Annotated in this window: 13 protein-coding genes; 1 reads left to right on the top strand and 12 read right to left on the bottom strand. The window is 70.4% G+C overall.

Translation table 11 applies throughout. The annotated features are described in order from the left end of the window. Nucleotides 1–763 precede the first annotated feature (763 nt). From KF708C_RS02190 to KF708C_RS02155, 8 genes are all read right to left on the bottom strand, one after another. Entirely contained in the window at nt 764–1747 is a 984-nt protein-coding gene (locus KF708C_RS02190; RefSeq protein WP_059410601.1) for an L-threonylcarbamoyladenylate synthase, read from the bottom strand. A 60-nt stretch (nt 1748–1807) separates the two neighbouring features. Beyond that, nucleotides 1808–3052: a 5-(carboxyamino)imidazole ribonucleotide synthase gene (locus KF708C_RS02185; RefSeq protein ID WP_020204430.1), complete on the bottom strand. Its 1245-nt coding sequence runs from the start codon at nt 3050–3052 to the stop codon at nt 1808–1810. Between the two features lie 136 nt (nt 3053–3188). Further along, on the bottom strand, nt 3189–3473 hold the full coding sequence (locus KF708C_RS02180) for a hypothetical protein (RefSeq protein ID WP_059410600.1): 285 nt from the start codon (nt 3471–3473) through the stop codon (nt 3189–3191). 8 nt (nt 3474–3481) lie between these two features. Beyond that, a complete protein-coding gene (gene purE / locus KF708C_RS02175) occupies nt 3482–3979 on the bottom strand; it encodes a 5-(carboxyamino)imidazole ribonucleotide mutase (RefSeq protein ID WP_020204428.1) in 498 nt (165 codons plus the stop codon). Nucleotides 3980–4127: 148 nt separating this feature from the next. Then, the gene (locus tag KF708C_RS02170) at nt 4128–5036 is read right to left on the bottom strand and encodes a phosphoribosylaminoimidazolesuccinocarboxamide synthase (RefSeq protein ID WP_020204427.1); all 909 of its coding nucleotides are present in this window, start codon (nt 5034–5036) and stop codon (nt 4128–4130) included. Between the two features lie 137 nt (nt 5037–5173). Then, entirely contained in the window at nt 5174–6238 is a 1065-nt protein-coding gene (fba, locus tag KF708C_RS02165) for a class II fructose-bisphosphate aldolase (protein WP_029043902.1), read from the bottom strand. 114 nt (nt 6239–6352) lie between these two features. Further along, nucleotides 6353–7789: a pyruvate kinase gene (gene pyk, locus KF708C_RS02160; protein ID WP_020204425.1), complete on the bottom strand. Its 1437-nt coding sequence runs from the start codon at nt 7787–7789 to the stop codon at nt 6353–6355. Between the two features lie 138 nt (nt 7790–7927). Beyond that, entirely contained in the window at nt 7928–9136 is a 1209-nt protein-coding gene (locus KF708C_RS02155) for a phosphoglycerate kinase (protein ID WP_059410599.1), read from the bottom strand. A gap of 372 nt (nt 9137–9508) precedes the next feature. Between KF708C_RS02155 and KF708C_RS02150 the strand changes: the two genes are divergently transcribed. After that, complete coding sequence (locus KF708C_RS02150) at nt 9509–10660, top strand: helix-turn-helix transcriptional regulator (protein WP_059410598.1); 1152 nt, start codon at nt 9509–9511, stop codon at nt 10658–10660. A 17-nt stretch (nt 10661–10677) separates the two neighbouring features. Here the strand turns inward: KF708C_RS02150 and KF708C_RS02145 are convergent, their stop codons facing one another. The 4 genes from KF708C_RS02145 to KF708C_RS02130 form a co-directional block, all read right to left on the bottom strand. Continuing rightward, nucleotides 10678–11001, bottom strand: a complete 324-nt coding sequence (locus tag KF708C_RS02145) for an AzlD domain-containing protein (RefSeq protein ID WP_059410597.1) — start codon at nt 10999–11001, stop codon at nt 10678–10680. After that, nucleotides 10998–11813, bottom strand: a complete 816-nt coding sequence (locus KF708C_RS02140; RefSeq protein ID WP_059410596.1) for an AzlC family ABC transporter permease — start codon at nt 11811–11813, stop codon at nt 10998–11000. The genes KF708C_RS02145 and KF708C_RS02140 overlap by 4 nt, the downstream gene beginning before the upstream one ends. Before the next feature lie 475 nt (nt 11814–12288). Continuing rightward, complete coding sequence (locus KF708C_RS02135; protein WP_020204419.1) at nt 12289–13320, bottom strand: Bug family tripartite tricarboxylate transporter substrate binding protein; 1032 nt, start codon at nt 13318–13320, stop codon at nt 12289–12291. A gap of 202 nt (nt 13321–13522) precedes the next feature. Beyond that, nucleotides 13523–16528: a DEAD/DEAH box helicase gene (locus KF708C_RS02130; RefSeq protein WP_370552783.1), complete on the bottom strand. Its 3006-nt coding sequence runs from the start codon at nt 16526–16528 to the stop codon at nt 13523–13525. Nucleotides 16529–17048: the final 520 nt, after the last annotated feature.

Below are 17048 nucleotides of genomic sequence, written 5' to 3'. Positions count from 1 at the left end.
GGTTTTGGTGGCCACGTTCTCTCGGGTGGTGTGCGATTCGTGGTGGCGCTGCATGATGGCGAAGGTCCAGGCCCTTCGGGCTGCTGCCGCGACCGGGGCGGATGCACACGGCATAGGGGCGATACGGGTTTCGTGGTGGGCGCGGTGGCCCCTGTTCGAGCGCGGTGCCGAACAGTTGAAAAGCAATCCCGGCTCCAACAACCCAACGCACCCGCGCGGGGTCCACCACGCCCACCACGAAACCACGAGGGTGCTATGTCGTGGTGGCTCGCGCCGGTAACGGCAGATGCCCGAATCAGCAGTGCACCCGCCATCATAGGTCTGACCCCGTAACCACCACCGCCAGCAAGTTCGTGGCGAGCCGAACCGGTAACGGCAGGATGCCAGCAGAACCGCAAGCCCCACGACGAAACCACCCACAAGGGAAACCCCAACGTTTCTGCCCCTGCCGGCCAGGCAGTCCGCTTTCTTGGCCTACTTTCTTTTCGGACAAAAGAAAGTAGGTCGCGCCGGGGGCGCGAAAGCCTTTGACTTTAAGCCTTTGACTTTGACTTTGACTTTGACTTTGACTTTGACTTTGACTTTGACTTTGACTTTGACTTTGACTTTGACTTTGACTTTGACTTTGACTTTGACTTTGACTTTGACTTTGACTTTGACTTTGACTTTGACTTTGACTTTAAGCCTTTGACTTTAAGCTTCTAAAGCCTTTGAAGCGAAAGCCTTTGCCTTTGAAGCCAAACCCCAAAAAACCAAATCCCCCTCACTCAAACGCCGCAGCCGCCCGCTGCAGCCGATCCCTAACCCCATCCCACTCATGCCCCGCCGGCAAGGCCTCCACCACCAATAACGCATACCCCTCCCGATCCAGCCTGCGCAGCAGGCGATACAACTCCCGCGCATAAGCCTCGGCGCTGTCCGGCGCCGGCACCCACACACAACGCGGATCGGCCGCAGCCCGGTTGCCGACCCAGGCCACGCTGGCGTCGGCGGGCAGGTCCGCCAGCACCGCCGGCAAATCGGCCATCGACGACAGCGCCAGCGGCGTGTGCGGCGCGTAGTGCGCCTTGAGCGTGCCCGACGCGCGCGGCGCGGCGGCGTCCGGCGGCAGCGGCATGGCGCCCAGCACCGGCGCCATCATCGCCGCGGTGATCGCGCCGGGACGCAGCAGCACCGGGCCGATGCCCTGCTCCAGCCGCGACAGGTCGACGATGGTGGATTCGATGCCGACCTCCACGCCGTCGCCTTCGAGCACGAACACGCTGTCGCCGAATTCGTCGCGCACGTGCTGGGCGGTGGTCGGGCTGACCTGGCCGAACTTGTTGGCCGACGGCGCGGCGATGCCGCCGCGGCCGCGCTTGAAGCGCGCCAGCAGCGCCTGCGCCACCGGATGCGAGGGGCAGCGCAGGCCGATGCTGTCCTGCCCGCCCGCCACCGCCGCGGGGATGTGCGCGGCGCGCTTGAGGATCAGCGTGAGCGGGCCGGGCCAGAAGGCATCGATCAGGTCCTGCGCGGCGGGCGGCACGTCGTCGACCCAGTAGCTGATGTCGCCGCCGTCCACCACGTGCACGATGATGGGATGGTTCGAGGGCCGGCCCTTGGCGGCGTAGATGCGCGCGATCGCCTCGGGGTTCTCCGCGTCGGCGCCGAGGCCGTAGACGGTCTCGGTGGGAAAGGCGACCAGCTGGCCGGCTTCCAGCAGTCGGGCCGCCTGGTCAAGTTCGGCGGAGGTGGGCATGCGCGACATCGGCAAGTCTCTGAAGTGGTGGGAACGGCGGCGGCAGTCGCAGCAGTGGCAGCAGTGGCGTCAGGGCTCGATGTGCAGCGCGGCCAGCGCGGCGTCGAAGCTGCGCGCGGCATCGGCCGCCTCGCCGCCCACGCAGTTGACGTGGCCCATCTTGCGCGAGGGGCGCGCGTCGCTCTTGCCGTACAGGTGCAGCTTGGCGCCGGGCTGGCCCAGCACCGCGTCCCACGCCGGCGTGCGCTCGAGGCCGAACTCGAACCAGGCGTCGCCGAGCAGGTTGAGCATCTTGCCGGCCGAGTGCTGGCGCGTGCTGCCCAGCGGCAGGCGCGCCATCGCGCGCACCTGCTGCTCGAACTGGCTGGTTTCGCAGGCGTCCATCGTGATGTGGCCGGAGTTGTGCGGGCGCGGCGCCATCTCGTTGGCGACCAGCGAGCCGTCGGTCAGCACGAAGAACTCGATGCACAGCACGCCCACGTAGCCCATCTCGGTGGCGATGGTGGCGGCCGCCGCGCGCGCGCGGTCGGCGATGTCGTCGGAGACGCTGGTCGACGGCATGGTGGTGGCGAACAGGATGCCGTCGCGGTGCACGTTCTCGGCCAGCGGCCAGGTGGCGGTGCTGCCGTCGGCGGCGCGCGCGGCCAGCACCGAGACCTCGTAGGCCAGCGGCAGCATCTTTTCCAGCACGCACGGCACGCGCTGCATGGCGCGCCACGCGGCGCGCACGTCCTCGCGCGTCTTGACGCGGGCCTGGCCCTTGCCGTCGTAGCCCATGCGCGCGGTCTTGAGGATGCCGGGCAGCAGCCCCTCGGGCACCTGGTCGACGTCGGCGTCGTGCTGGATCACCCAGTGCGGCGCGGTGGGCACGCCGGTGCGCTCGGCGCACGAGGCGAAGAACTTCTTCTCGCCGATGCGGTTCTGCGCGATCGACACGCAGTAGCCGCGCGGCGCGACGAACGCGCCGAGCTGCTCGAGCCGGTCCAGCGAGAGCGAGGGCACGTTCTCGAACTCGGTGGTCACGGCCGCGCACAGCGCGCCCATCTCGGCCAACGCGGCCTCGTCGACGTAGGGCGCGCAGATGTGCTTCTCGGCGATGGTGCCGGCCGGGCTGTCCTGGTCGGGGTCGAGCACGCACACCTTGTAGCCCATCGCCTGGGCGGCGTGCGCGAACATGCGGCCGAGCTGGCCGCCGCCGAGCACGCCGAGCCAGGCGCCGGGCAGGATGGGCGCGCTGGGATTGTCGATGCCGAACTCGGCGCGCGATTCCGGCGTGTGGGCTTCGACCAGATGGGGATGGATGTCGGTGGGCACGCAGGCCTCCTGAAACGAATTTTGGAAAACGGGGCGCTACACCAGTACCACCAGCATCATGGGCACTTCGGGCGCCGATGGCAACGGGGCCGGGAGCGAAAACGGGGACAGAGGCGGCAACGGCAGGCGGGGCGCGTCAGCGGTGGCCGCGCGACTTCAGCCAGTAGCGCTTGCCCATGCGCACGCCGGCCAGCAGCATGATCATGCCGACCGCGGCGATGGCCATGCTCGGGCCGTCGCGGCCGAAGGTCTGGTAGGACCAGCTTGCCCGCGTGGCCGCGTCCGGCTCGGCGCCGGCGCCGCCGAGGAAGCCCATGCCGTACCAGAACAGCAGGGTGCCGGCCACCGCCAGCACGACCGCCCGCACCAGTTCGCCGCGGGCCGGCGGCCGGACCGGCGCCGATGGCTTGGTTTTCGGCATGGCGCGGCTCAGACCGGCAGCGTCATCGCGCGCGCCGCCTCGGTCTGGCGGGCGCGGAACGCCTCGAGCGCCGCGGCCAGCGCGTCGTCGGTGGTGGCCAGCGTGGCGATGGCATGCAGCGCGGCGTTGGCGGCGCCGGCCTCGCCGATGGCGAAGGTGGCGACCGGCACGCCCTTCGGCATCTGCACGATCGACAGCAGCGAGTCCTCGCCGCGCAGGTACTTGGACGGCACCGGCACGCCGAACACCGGCACGATGGTCTTGGCGGCGATCATGCCGGGCAGGTGCGCGGCGCCGCCGGCGCCGGCGATGATCGCGCGCAGGCCGCGCGCGCGCGCGCTGGCGGCGTACTCGAACATCTCGTCGGCCATGCGGTGGGCCGAGACCACGCGCGCCTCGAAGGCCACGCCGAAGTCCTTCAGCATGGCCACCGCGTTCTGCATCACGTCCCAGTCGGAACTGCTGCCCATCACGACGCCGACCAGCGGCTTGGCTGTATTGCTCACGTCAAATCCTTATGAATCCGTCCGGCACGCTTTGCCGCGCCGGGTCACGCCTCTCGGCGGTTTGCTCCCCTCTCCCGCCCGCGGCAGAGGGGCCGGGGAGAGGACGGGGAGAGGACGGGGCTGGCAAGCGGCGCGGCGCCTCCCCAAATTACTGCAATTCCTCGCCCGTCAGCCGCGTCAGCGCCTCGCGGTACTTGGCGGCGGTCTTCTCGATCACGTCTTCGGGCAGCTTGGGCGCCGGCGCGGTCTTGGGCCAGGGCTTGCCGTCGATGCGCACGGCTTCGAGCCAGTCGCGCACGAACTGCTTGTCGAACGACGGCGGGTTGGTGCCGACCTGGTACGAGTCCGCCGGCCAGAAGCGCGACGAATCCGCGGTCAGCACCTCGTCCATCAGCGTCAGCGTGCCGTTGTCGTCCAGGCCGAACTCGAACTTGGTGTCGGCGATGATGATGCCGCGCGTGGCGGCGTAGTCGGCCGCTTCCTTGTACAGGCGGATCGAGATGTCGCGCATCTGGCGCGCGAGGTCCACGCCGATGCGGGTCTCGACTTCGCCGAACGAGATGTTCTCGTCGTGCTCGCCCATCTCGGCCTTGGCGGCCGGGGTGAAGATCGGCTCGGGCAGCTTCTGCGCGTTCTGCAGGCCGGCGGGCAGCGCGATGCCGCACACGCTGCCGGTGGCCTGGTAGTCCTTCCAGCCGCTGCCGGCCAGGTAGCCGCGCACCACGGCTTCGACCAGGATCGGCTTGAGGCGCTTGACCACCACGGCGCGGCCCCTGACCTGCTCGACCTCGGCCGGGCTCACCACGCTTTCGGCGGTCACGCCGGTCTCGTGGTTCGGCACGATGTGGGCCAGCTTCTTGAACCAGAAATTGGCCATCTGGTTGAGCACGCGGCCCTTGCCGGGAATCGGCTCGCCCAGGATGACGTCGAACGCGGACAGGCGGTCGGAGGTGACGATCAGCAGCTTGTCGTCGCCGACGGCGTAGTTGTCGCGGACCTTGCCGTGGCCGAGCAGCGGCAGCGAAGTGATGGAGGACTGATAAAGGGCGTTGGACATGGTGGTTCCGATAAAACGCGGCGCCAGGCGCGCGGCCTGGAAAAGCGTCGTCCCCGGCGGCCCCCGCGCCGGGGACCCGGCCGGAGACGCAGGGCATACGTTGGCGCCGCCGGCGTGCCGGCGGCGCGGACTGCAATTTACTGCACGACCTGCGCGAGCGCGCCCGACTTGTACTGCTGGGCGATCGCGTCGAGCGAGACCGGCTTGATCTTCGAGGCCTGGCCTTCGCAGCCGAACGCGACGTAGCGCGCCTTGCACACCAGCTTGGCCGCTTCGCGGGCCGGCTTGAGGTATTCGCGCGGGTCGAACTTGCTCGGGTTCTCGGCGAAGAAGCGGCGGATCGCGCCGGTCATGGCCAGGCGGATGTCGGTGTCGATGTTGATCTTGCGCACGCCGAACTTGATCGCTTCCTGGATTTCCTCGACCGGCACGCCGTAGGTTTCCTTCATGTCGCCGCCGAACTTGCGGATTTCCTCGAGCAGTTCCTGCGGCACCGAGGACGAGCCGTGCATCACCAGATGGGTGTTGGGGATGCGCGCGTGGATTTCCTTGATGCGGTCGATCGCCAGGATGTCGCCGGTGGGCTTGCGCGTGAACTTGTAGGCGCCGTGCGAGGTGCCAATGGCGATGGCCAGCGCGTCGAGCTGGGTGGCCTTGACGAAGTCGGCGGCCTGCTCGGGGTCGGTCAGCAGCATGGAGTGGTCGAGCTTGCCTTCGGCGCCGATGCCGTCTTCCTCGCCGGCCTCGCCGGTCTCGAGCGAGCCCAGGCAGCCGAGCTCGCCTTCGACGGTCACGCCGATGGCGTGCGAGAGCTGCACCACCTTGCGGGTCACGTCGATGTTGTACTCATAGTCGGACGGGGTCTTGCCGTCCTCGCGCAGCGAGCCGTCCATCATCACCGAGGAAAAGCCCAGGTCGATGGCGGCCTGGCAGACCGCCGGCGACTGGCCGTGGTCCTGGTGCATCACCACCGGGATGTGCGGGTAGGCCTCCACCGCGGCTTCGATCAGGTGGCGCAGGAAGTGCTCGCCCGCGTACTTGCGCGCGCCGGCCGAGGCCTGCATGATCACCGGCGCGTTGACTTCGTCGGCGGCCTGCATGATGGCCTGGACCTGTTCCAGGTTGTTGACGTTGAAGGCCGGCAGGCCGTAGCCGTTTTCGGCGGCGTGGTCGAGCAGCTGGCGCATCGATACGAGTGGCATGTCAAAACTCCTAAAGAAAAAATGGGGTGTCTCGGTATTTCGCTCGGTTCTTCGTATTCGTATTGTCGCGGGCGCCCGCCTGCCCTTCCGCTCGGCAAGACACAGACCCCGGCATCAGGCGCCGACCCTGACGATCTTCAGCGTGTTGGTGCCGCCGGGCTGGCCCATCGGCTCGCCGATGGTGAGCACGATGAAGTCGCCGCGCTGCACCACGCCGCGCGCCAGCAGCAGCTCCTCGGCCTGCTCCAGCGCGGTGTCGCGGTCGGTGCTGGCTTCCAGCGGCAGCGCCACCACGTTGCGGTAGAGCTGCATCTTGCGCTGCGAGGCCAGGTTGGGCGTCATGGCGTAGATCGGCACGTGGATGCGGTGCCGGCTCATCCACAGCGCGGTGGCGCCGGAATCGGTCAGCGCGGCGATGGCCTTCACCTGCAAATGATAGGCGGTGAACAGCGCACCCATCGCGATCGACTGGTCGATGCGGGCGAAGGTCTGGTTGAGGAAATCGGTGTCGAGCTGCACCACCTCGGATTTCTCGGCTTCCACGCACACCGCGGCCATCGCCTCCACGGTTTCCACGGGGTAGCGCCCGGCGGCGGTCTCGGCCGACAGCATCACGGCGTCGGTGCCGTCCAGCACGGCGTTGGCCACGTCCGAGACCTCGGCGCGCGTCGGCACCGGGTTGACAATCATGCTCTCCATCATCTGGGTGGCGGTGATGGTCAGCTTGTTGGCCTCGCGCGCGAGCCGGATCATGCGCTTTTGCAGCGCCGGCACCGCGGCGTTGCCCACTTCCACGGCGAGATCGCCGCGCGCCACCATGATGCCGTCGCACGCCTGCAGGATCTCTTCCAGCACGCCCGGGCGGATCGCCTCGGCGCGCTCGATCTTGGCGATCATGCGGGTCTTGTGCTGGTGCGGCTGGCCGGCCACGGCGGCCAGCTGGCGCGCCATTTCCATGTCGGTGGCGTTCTTGGGGAAGCTCACCGCCACATAGTCCGCGCCCAGCGCCATCGCGGTCTTGATGTCGTCCATGTCCTTGGCGGTCAGCGCCGGCGCCGACAGGCCGCCGCCCTGGCGGTTGATGCCCTTGTTGTTGGACAGCTCGCCGCCGATCTTCACGGTGGTGAAGATCTCGTGGCCGAACACGCGCTCGACCACCAGCACGATCAGGCCGTCGTTGAGCAGCAGCAGGTCGCCCGGGCCGACGTCGCGCGGCAGGTCTTCGTAGTCGAGGCCGGCGCGCTCCTGGTTGCCGAGCGCGCAGGTCGCGTCGAGGACGAACGGGTCGCCGGCCTTGAGCGTGATCTTGCCCTGCTCGAACTTGCCCACGCGGATCTTGGGGCCCTGCAGATCGGCCATGATGGCGACCTCGCGCCCGCACGCCTGGGCCGCCTCGCGCACCAGGCGGGCGCGCTCGAGATGGTCCTGGGCCGTGCCGTGGGAAAAGTTCAGGCGCACCACGTCCACGCCCGCCGCGATCATGCGCGTGAGCACCTCCAGCGTGCTGGAGGCGGGGCCGATGGTGGCGACGATCTTGGTCGAGCGGGTCATGAACACTGTTTCCTTGGCTTGTGGCCGGCCCGGTCCGGTGGCCGCGCGGTCCAGCATGGTCGGGCCGCCGGCGCCATCTCGTGGATGGGCACCGGCGGCGTCATCACAGGCGCCGCGCGGCGCGCGGCGCGTGCCGGCTCAGCCTGCCGCGCGCTGCTCCAGCACTTCGAAGGCCGGCAGCTTCTTGCCCTCGAGGAATTCCAGGAACGCGCCGCCGCCGGTGGAGATGTAGCCCACGCGGTCGGCGATGTTGTACTTGGCGATGGCCGCCAGCGTGTCGCCGCCGCCGGCGATGGAGAACGCCTTCGACTCGGCGATGGCGCCGGCCAGCACCTTCGTGCCGTTGCCGAACTGGTCGAACTCGAACACGCCGACCGGGCCGTTCCACACGATGGTGCCGGCGGCCTTGAGCTGCCCGGCCAGCATCTGCGCGGTCTTCGGGCCGATGTCCAGGATCATGTCGTCGTCGGCCACGTCCGCGGCGTCCTTGACGGTGGCCGCGGCGGTGGCGCTGAATGCCTTGGCGCACACCACGTCGACGGGAATGGGCACCGAGGCGCCGCGCGCGGCCATCAGCTCGATGATGGCGCGCGCGTCGGCCACCAGGTCCGGCTCGGCCAGCGACTTGCCGATCTTCAGGCCGGCGGCCAGCATGAAGGTGTTGGCGATGCCGCCGCCGACGACCAGATTGTCGACCTTGTCGGCCAGCGTCTTGAGGATGGTCAGCTTGGTCGAGACCTTGGAGCCGGCGACGATGGCCACCAGCGGCCGCGCCGGCTGGCCCAGCGCCTTGCCCAGCGCGTCGATCTCGGCCGCCAGCAGCGGGCCGGCGCAGGCCACCGGCGCGTACTTGGCGATGCCGTGCGTGGTGGCCTCGGCGCGGTGGGCGGTGCCGAACGCGTCGTTGACGTAGACGTCGCACAGCCGCGCCATCTTCTGCGCGAGTTCGTCGCTGTTCTTCTTCTCGCCCTTGTTGACGCGGCAGTTTTCCAGCAGCACCACTTCGCCGGGCTTGACCTGGCTGACCTCGCCGGTGCCGTCGACCCAGTCCTGCACGAGCCTGACCGGCTTGCCCAGCAGTTCGGACAGGCGCGCGGCCACCGGCGCCAGCGAATCCTCGGGCTTGAACTCGCCCTCGGTCGGGCGGCCCAGGTGCGAAGTCACCATCACCGCGGCGCCGGCGGCCAGGCAGGCCTCGATGGCCGGCACCGAGGCGCGGATGCGGGTGTCTTCGGTGATGTGGCCGGCGTCATCCTGGGGCACGTTCAGGTCGGCGCGGATAAAGACACGCTTGCCGGCGATTTTGCCTTGGGAGATGAGATCGGAAAGACGCAGGACAGAGGTCATGGCGATGTGGAAGAGAGCGAAAATCGGGGAAATTCGGCATTTTACCTGAACGCAACTACCGTTTTGCGCGTTTTGGGCGCCGTCTTACCCAACCTCCGGGTTAGCCGCCGATCACAACCGGAGGCAAAGCTGCCGCATCCCCGCGGCATACCCCCTGAACGGGGGGTGAAAGATTCGCCGGCTGTCTCGTAACCTGCGCCACAGCGTGCATTGTCTCTACAAAGGGGCACGCGAAGACCAAGCCAGAGGCCCGCGATACCAGGCAAAGCCAGGCAATATCAGACGGGACCCACGGCACCAGGCCGGACGCGCTTTCGGGAAGCGGCGCCGGCGCCACACGGCACATGCCGTTGTCGCGATGCGGGGGTAATCATGAACGAGGACATGCACGGGGCAATCCGTGGCTTGTACGAAGGCATTCTCGACGCGCAGGCCTGGCAGCGCAGCCTGCACGCCATCAGCAGCTTCGCCGGCTGCGCGCATGCGTCGATGATCGTGCGCGACACCGACCGCGACCTGATGACCGTCAGCGAGATGGTGCGGCCCGTGCACGAACTGCTCGCCGCCTACGAGGGCGAATTCCACGAGATCGACCCGGGCAAGCTGTTCGCGCAGAAGCTCTCGCCCGGGCAGTGGTACATCGACGCGCGCGACTTCGGCGAAGGCGCCATGCGGCGCAGCCCGTTCTACCGCGACTTCTTCCACCGCTTCGACCTGTGCTCCTACGCCGCCTGCCTGGTCGAGCGGCAGCCGCACTACGAAGTGTATTTCGCCCTGCAGCGCTCGTTCTCGCAGGGCGTGTTCACCGAGGCCGACACGCGCGCGCTGGACTGGGCGCTGCCCCACATGCGCACCGCGATGGCGATGCGCGACCGCACGCTCGGGCTGACCATGCAGGCCCGGTTGTCGGCGCAGGTGCTGGAGCGCGTGTCGTTCGGCCTGATCGCCTTCTCGGCCGAGCGGCAGGTGCTGCTGAGCAACGCCATCGGCGAGCGCTGGGTGCGGCGGCTCGACCCCGCCGGCAAGGCCAGCGAATGGCAGCTCGGCCGCCCGCTGGCCGACATGGTGGCCGCCGCCTGCGCCGCGCACAGCCCGCAGCCGGCCCAGGCGGCGCTGGCGCGCCACCCCGACGGCGCCAGCGCGCAGGTGATCGTGCTGCCGCTGCCGCCGTCGCACCGCTTCGCGCTGCCGTGGCAGAAGCCGGCGGCGCTGGTGGTGATCCATGAAGACGGCGCGTCGGCCGCGCACCTGCCCGGGCTGCTGCGCGACCTCTACGGGCTGACGCCGGCCGAAATCCGGCTCGCCGCCCTGCTGGCCACCGGCATGGGCCTGCCCGAAGCCAGCGAGCGCCTGCGCGTGCGCCACGAGACCGCGCGCAGCCAGCTCAAGGCGGTGTTCCTCAAGACCGGCACCGGCACCCAGGCGCGCCTGGCGCGGCTGCTGACCCAGCTGGGCGCGGCGCTCGGGCCGGGGCCGGAAGCCGACGGCGGCGACGGCGGCGGTGACGGCGGCAAGCCGGACTGACCGGCCCCCGGCGAGGCTCAGGCGAACAGGCGCAGGCCCGTGTACACCGCCATCCCGGCCGCGATCATGCCGACCATGCGCCGCGTCAGCAGGTAGAACCCCATCGCCACCGCGCCGGCCACCAGCTTGAAGTTGCCCGGCGCCACCGAGAAATGCCCCTGCCACGTCATCAGGTCCGGCAGGATGATGGCCGCCAGCGCGGCCGCCGGCGCATAGCGCAGCGCGCGCTGGAGGCGGTCCGGCACGCTCACGCGCTCGCCCGCCATCAGGAACAGCGCGCGCGTGACGATCGTCACCAGCGCCATGCCGGCCAGCGCGACCCAGATCTGGAAATGGCTCATGCGCGGTCCTCCGCCGAAGGCGCCGCGCCGGCACGCCCGGCCCCGGCATTGCGCCGGCGGATGCCGCGCAAGGTGGCGCGCGCCGCCAGCTCGTCGCTGGCCATGCCCGCGGCGATCGCCCCCACCACCGCCGCCACCAGCCCGAGCCGGTAAGGCAGGTCGAAGCACAGCAGCGCCAGCGTGGCCGCCACCGCGACCGCCAGCAGCGTCGAGCGCGAGCCGATGGTGGACACCATCACCGGGATCAGCGCCATCGTGCCGGCCAGCGCCAGCCCCCAGCTGTCCGGAAACGCGCTGGCCAGCACGATGCCGACGATGGACGAGACCTGCCACATGACGAAGTTGGTCAGCGCCATGCCCCAAAAATACCCTTCCTTGCCCGGCTCGTAGCCCGGCGTGGCATAGCGCTGCATGAAATAGACGAAGTGCAGGTCGCCGTTGAACGACCCCAGCAGCGTGCGGCGCCACAGCGGCAGATGGCTGAAATGCGGCTGCAGCCCCGCGCTGAAGATCACGAAGCGCAGGTTGACGACGGCCGCCGTCAGCCAGATCGTCCACAGCGGCAAACCCGCCGCGAACAGCGGCAGCACCGCCAGCTGCGCCGACCCCGCGTAGACCAGCAGCGACATGCCGATGGCCTCCGGCACCGTCATGACCGACTTGCTCATCGCCACGCCCGTCACCAGCCCCCACGAAAACACCGCCGGCAAGGAAGGCGCGAAATGACGCGCGCCATCGACGAAACCCGCCCGTTCGGCCGGATCAAAACGCTGCCAGGCACGCTGCAGCGCCTGGGGAGACTGGAGGGTCATGATGCGAGGGATGGATGGGGCGGCTGCGCCGGGCAGGCAAGCCCGCGCAGGCAAGCGGCCATTATAGAGCCACCCCGCACCCTCGTAAGCATCCGCTTAACAGGAATAAGACAAGGAAAAGACAGCCAAACCCCCGGATTCCCGGCGCGCCCACGGCAAAGCGAAGCGAGCCGTGGAGGGGGTCAGGTCCCGTATGCGGCGCCTCGCCGGCGGACCTGGAAGAGCGGAGAAGAGGGGCGCATGTCTGAGGATCGCCTTGAGGCGATCCGAGTTTGCGCCCCGGCCGCTCTTCCAGGTTCGACGGCGAGGGGATGTCGCCGCATCCGGGTCGCCTTCTTTGCCTACTTTCTTGGCGAGACAAGAAAGTAGGTCGCCTCCCCGCAGGGGAGGTGAAACCGCAGTTGACGTTGAAGGTGGAAACGCCAGTCAGCACCGGCCAGCCACACCACACCGTCAACCAGCCACATCGCCCAAATCAATCAATAGAAGCCCCCACACTCTTCACCACCCCCGCCCACTTCTTCCGGTCCGCCTTCACCGTCTCCCGGAACTGCTCCACGGTCTCGACGCGCGGCGAATTCCCCGCCTCGATCAGCTTCTGCCGGATCGCCGGCGTTTCCAGCGCCACCTTGACCGCGTCGTTGATCTTCTTGCTGATCTTCGGATCGAGCCCCTTCGGCCCGAAGAAACCGAACCAGATGGTGCTGTTGAAGCCCGCCAGGCCGCTCTCGGCGATGGTCGGCACTTCCGGGATCACCGCCACGCGGCCCTTGGTGGTCACGCCGAGCAGGCGCACCTTGCCGGCGCGGTATTGCGGCAGCACGCTCTGCACCTGGTTGAAGATGCAGCAGACCTCGCCCTTGAGCACGGCCTGCAGCGCGTCGGGGCCGCCCTTGTACGGCACGTGCACCATGTCCAGCCCGGCGCGCGCGTTGAACTCGGCGAAGGCCAGGTGCGTGCCGGTGCCGTTGCCGGTGGAGGCGTAGTTGTACTTGCCGGGGTTGGCCTTGACCTTCTCGATGAATTCCTTGACCGACTTCACGTCGATCACGGCCGGGTTCACGGTCAGCACGTTGGAGACCTCGACCAGCGGCGCCACCGGCGTGAAGTCGGCCTCGGCGTCGAACGGCAGGCTCTTGTACAGCGCCGGGTTGATGCCGTGGGTGGCGGCGGTGCCGAGCAGCAGCGTGTAGCCGTCGGGCTTGGCGTGGGCCACCACTTCGGAGGCCACGTTGCCGCCGGCGCCGGGCCGGTAGTCGTAGATGATGGTGGTCTTGAGCGACTTCTGCAGCGATTCCTGCAGCGTGCGGCCGACCATGTCCACGCCCGAGCCGGCGGTGAAGCCCATCAGGATGGTGATCGGCTGGTTCGGCCATGCCGCGCCCTGGGCGCGGGCCGGCGCCGAAAGTGTGGAAACGGCGCAGATCGCCGCCAGCGCGCCGAGACCGGCGGCCAGGCGCGAAGCGCGGGTGCTGAATGGGAAGCGGCGGGAAGCAATGCGGAACATGGGGGGCACCGTCGGAAAAAAGGATCGCGGGAGTTCAGGGCGAAGCAAGGCTGGGGCCAGGGGCGCGCGGCCGGGGTCTGCGCCCCGGGCCAGGACAGCAAGATACCAACGATCCGCCGCATCACCAACGATCCAGATCGCTTGAAGGTATGCCATGTTGGCATAAGCAGACATGACGTACCGGGCCGCGCCGCGGGCCGGCTCAACGACGCAGCAGCCCCACCAGTTCGTCGATGTCGGGCAGCGCCGCGGTGCCGTCCATCGCCGCGCCGCCCTCCTCGCCGGCTTCCAGGATGCCGTCGGCCAGCGCGCGCTTGCCGTGGTGCAGCGTGAGGATGCGCTCCTCGATGGTGCCGGCGCTGATCAGGCGGTACACCGTGACCGGGCGCTGCTGGCCGATGCGGTGCGCGCGCCCCATCGCCTGGTCCTCGGCGGCGGGGTTCCACCACGGGTCGGCGATGACGACGTAGTCGGCCGCGGTCAGGTTGAGGCCGAAGCCGCCGGCCTTCAGGCTGATCAGGAAGACGTCGCCCTCGCCGGCCTGGAAGGCCGCCACGCGCCGGGTACGCTCGGCCGCCGGGGTGGCGCCGTCGAGGTATTGCCAGGCCAGCCCGGCGCGCTCCAGGCCGTCGCGCAGCAGTTGCAGGAAATCGACGAACTGGCTGAACACCAGCGTCTTGTGGCCGTTGGCGGCCAGCTCGCCGGCCAGTTGCACGAACGCGCGCAGCTTGGCGCCGTCCTGCCCGGGATTCCCGAGGTCCAGCTCCGGCGTGACCAGGCGCGCGTCGCAGGCCGCGCGGCGCAGCCGCATCAGTTGCGCCAGCACGTGGATGCGCGCATCGGGGGCCGGCTGGCCTTTCAGCTGGCCCTTCCCGGCGCCGCGCGCCGGCGCGGCCACCGCGGCCTCGGCCTCGGCCAGCACCTGGCGGCGCAGCGCCTCGTAGTGGGCGGCTTCCACCGCGTCGGGCTCCACGCGCAGGACCAGCTCGGTGCGCGGCGGCAGTTCGTCGAGCACCTGGGCCTTGGTCCGGCGCAGCACGAACGGCGCGATCATGCGGCGCAGCCGCAGCGCGGCCTCGCGCACGCCGTTGCGCTCGACGGGCACGGCGAAATGCTCGTTGAAGCGCGCCAGCGAGCCGAGCAGGCCGGGATTGCAGAAGCGCATGATGGACCACAGCTCGGCCAGCCGGTTCTCGACCGGCGTGCCGGACAGCGCCATGCGGAAGCCGGCCTTGAGCGCGAAGATGGCCTGCGCGCGCCGCGCGGCGGCGTTCTTGAACGACTGCGCCTCGTCGGCCACCACGGTATGCCATTCGCGCTGGCAGAACGCGGCGCGCGCCTGCAGCAGCAGCGTGTAGGTGACGATCACCACGTCGAACGGGCCGGCCTGCGCCAGCAGCGCGCCGCGCTCGCCTTCGGCGGTGTTCTCGCCATACAGATGCACGCGCAGCGTGGGCGCGAAGCGGCGCGCCTCCTCGGCCCAGTTGCCGCACACCGAGGTCGGCGCGACCACCAGCGCGGCGCCGCCGGGGGCGCGCGCCAGCATCACGGCCAGCGCCTGCAGGGTCTTGCCCAGCCCCATGTCGTCGGCCAGGCAGGCGCCGAAGCCGGCCTCGGCCAGCGACATGGCCCAGCGGTAGCCGTCTTCCTGGTAGGGCCGCAGCTCGGCCGCCAGGTTGGCGGGCAGCGCGGCCAGGCTGGCGCGCGCGCCGCGCAGGCGCCGCGCGCGCTCGCGGAAATGGCTGTCGGGGTCGACGCCGGCGCCGGCCAGCACGTCGTCCAGCCAGGGCGCGGCCATCAGCGGCACCTGGATGCCGTCGCGCGCGCCGTGCGCCACGCTGGCGAGGTCGCGCAGCCGCGCGCGCAGGCTGCGCGTGAGCGCCACGTAGACGCCCTGCCCCATCGGCATGAAGCGCCCGGCGTGGCTGGCGGCCCAGGCCAGCAGCTCGCCGAGCTGCACCACCAGCCCTTCGGCCACGCGCAGCTCGCCGGCCAGCTTGAACCAGGCGCTTTCGGTCTCGATGCGCACCGCCAGCTGGGCGATGTCGGCGCCGGTCACGCGCACTTCCTTGCCGCGCGGCCATTCCAGCGCCTGCACGCCGGCCAGCCCGGGCAATGCCTCGACCGCCGACAGGGCCTCCTCCGGGTCGGTCAGGGTCCAGTCGTATTCGCCGCTGTCGGGCGCGCGCGGCACCAGGAAGGGCAGCGCGTCGAACACCTCGGCCACGTTGGCGAGCTCGGCGGCGAGGTCGCGCTGGGTGGCGAGCGACTCGCCCCGCACCGCGGCCATCAGCCGCTCGCGCCCGCCGCCCGGCGCCAGGCGCGGGCCCAGCGGCCCCAGCGGCGTCACCACCAGGCGCAGCGCGAGGCCCTCGCCGAGCGGCGCCAGCTCGGCGCGCAGGCGGCTTTCGGTCTCGAGCTCGCGCGTGCCGCCGCCGAGGTCGGAATGCACCTGGAAATGCCCCGACAGCGCGCGCAGCGTGGCGTCGAGCTGGCCCTGCGCCTCGGCCGGCACGGCCAGCCCGTCGGCGATCAGTTGCGCGGCGCCCTGCTGCGCCGGCGTGAGGCGAATCACGCGCAGGCGCTGCGAGCCTTCGCGCAGCACGGTGATCTGGCGCAGCGCCTCGGCCTCGGCGCGGCCGCCGGCCGGCAGGAAGCTGTCCAGCGCCGGCGCCTCGCGCAGCGGCGGCGACACGCGCAGCGTGTAGCGCGTGCCGTCGCGCACCACCTCCAGCGTGGGCGCGCCTTCCACCACCTCGAGGGTCTGCTCGGGCGCCTGCGCCAGCACCACGCCCGGATGGCCGACCAGCGCCAGCACCGCGGCGGCGCGGTCGAGCACGTAGCGGCGGCGCGAGGACTGGTCGCGCCGGATCGCGCGCGCCACGCGGGCGTCCCACGGCTCGAGCCGGTCGTCTTCGGCCAGCTTCGCCAGCGGCAGCGGGCGCGGCTTGTTCCAGCCGCGCGGGCCGCGCGCCTGCTCGAGCGGCTCGATGGTGCCGACCGCGCCGTCGGCGTCCAGCGTCACCGCCCACAGCAGGCGGCTGGCGCTGGCGCCGTCGGGCGCGCGCGTCTCGCCGGCCAGCGCCTGCAGCGCGTCGAGCGCCAGCCGCCAGCTTTCGCGGCGCTGGCCGGCGAAGAAGTGCGCGGGCACCGGCTCCCCGTCCGCCAGCGCCACGGCGCCGTCCAGTTGCCGGCCGAGCCAGTCCATGCCGCAGGCCTGCAGCCGCTCGCGCAAGCCGGCCACGGCGCGGGCGCGCTCGGCTTCGGGCTGGCGGCGCCCGCTGGCCGGCACGCCGTCGCCGAGCCACGCGCGCAGCAGCACGCGCCAGAACTGCGCCAGCGGCGGCACCTCGGGCGCCAGCGCGAAGGCGGCTTCGTCCAGCCGCGCGTCGCCGCGCTGCGCGTCGAGCGCGTGGACCCACAAGCCCCAGCGCCCGCGCGCCGCCGGCGTGCGCGTGCCGGCTTCCGCCTGGCAGAAGCGGCGCGCGCGCTCCAGGTGGACGGGCGCGCGCTGCGCCAGCAGCGCCAGCGGGTAGAACGGCGCCAGCGCGGGGCCCAGCAGCCCGGCGCGCTCGCCGGTCTCGGCGCGGATCTGCCTGAGCGCCGCCTCGAAGCCGGCCTGGGCGCCGGGCCAGTCGCCTTGCTGCAGGCGCGCGAGCGCGCGCTGCGCCAGGTCGTCGCCGCTGCCGCCGCTGGCCGGGATCAGCGCCAGCGCGCCGGGCGCGTCG

Origin of the sequence: Cupriavidus basilensis (genome assembly GCF_000876015.1) — a bacterium.
GTDB classification, from domain to species: Bacteria; Pseudomonadota; Gammaproteobacteria; order Burkholderiales; family Burkholderiaceae; genus Cupriavidus; species Cupriavidus basilensis_B.
Note: the sequence above shows the minus strand (reverse complement) of the source record. Positions and strands in the feature narration are given on the sequence as shown.

Coding starts and splice junctions, on each gene's coding strand:
- KF708C_RS02190 (WP_059410601.1), bottom strand. CDS start 1,747: ATGTCGCGCATGCCCACCTCCGCCGAACTTGACCAGGCGGCCCGACTG.
- KF708C_RS02130 (WP_370552783.1), bottom strand. CDS start 16,528: ATGGACTGGCTCGGCCGGCAACTGGACGGCGCCGTGGCGCTGGCGGAC.
- KF708C_RS02140 (WP_059410596.1), bottom strand. CDS start 11,813: ATGACCCTCCAGTCTCCCCAGGCGCTGCAGCGTGCCTGGCAGCGTTTT.
- KF708C_RS02180 (WP_059410600.1), bottom strand. CDS start 3,473: ATGCCGAAAACCAAGCCATCGGCGCCGGTCCGGCCGCCGGCCCGCGGC.
- fba (WP_029043902.1), bottom strand. CDS start 6,238: ATGCCACTCGTATCGATGCGCCAGCTGCTCGACCACGCCGCCGAAAAC.
- KF708C_RS02170 (WP_020204427.1), bottom strand. CDS start 5,036: ATGTCCAACGCCCTTTATCAGTCCTCCATCACTTCGCTGCCGCTGCTC.
- pyk (WP_020204425.1), bottom strand. CDS start 7,789: ATGACCCGCTCGACCAAGATCGTCGCCACCATCGGCCCCGCCTCCAGC.
- KF708C_RS02145 (WP_059410597.1), bottom strand. CDS start 11,001: ATGAGCCATTTCCAGATCTGGGTCGCGCTGGCCGGCATGGCGCTGGTG.
- KF708C_RS02150 (WP_059410598.1), top strand. CDS start 9,509: ATGAACGAGGACATGCACGGGGCAATCCGTGGCTTGTACGAAGGCATT.
- KF708C_RS02155 (WP_059410599.1), bottom strand. CDS start 9,136: ATGACCTCTGTCCTGCGTCTTTCCGATCTCATCTCCCAAGGCAAAATC.
- KF708C_RS02135 (WP_020204419.1), bottom strand. CDS start 13,320: ATGTTCCGCATTGCTTCCCGCCGCTTCCCATTCAGCACCCGCGCTTCG.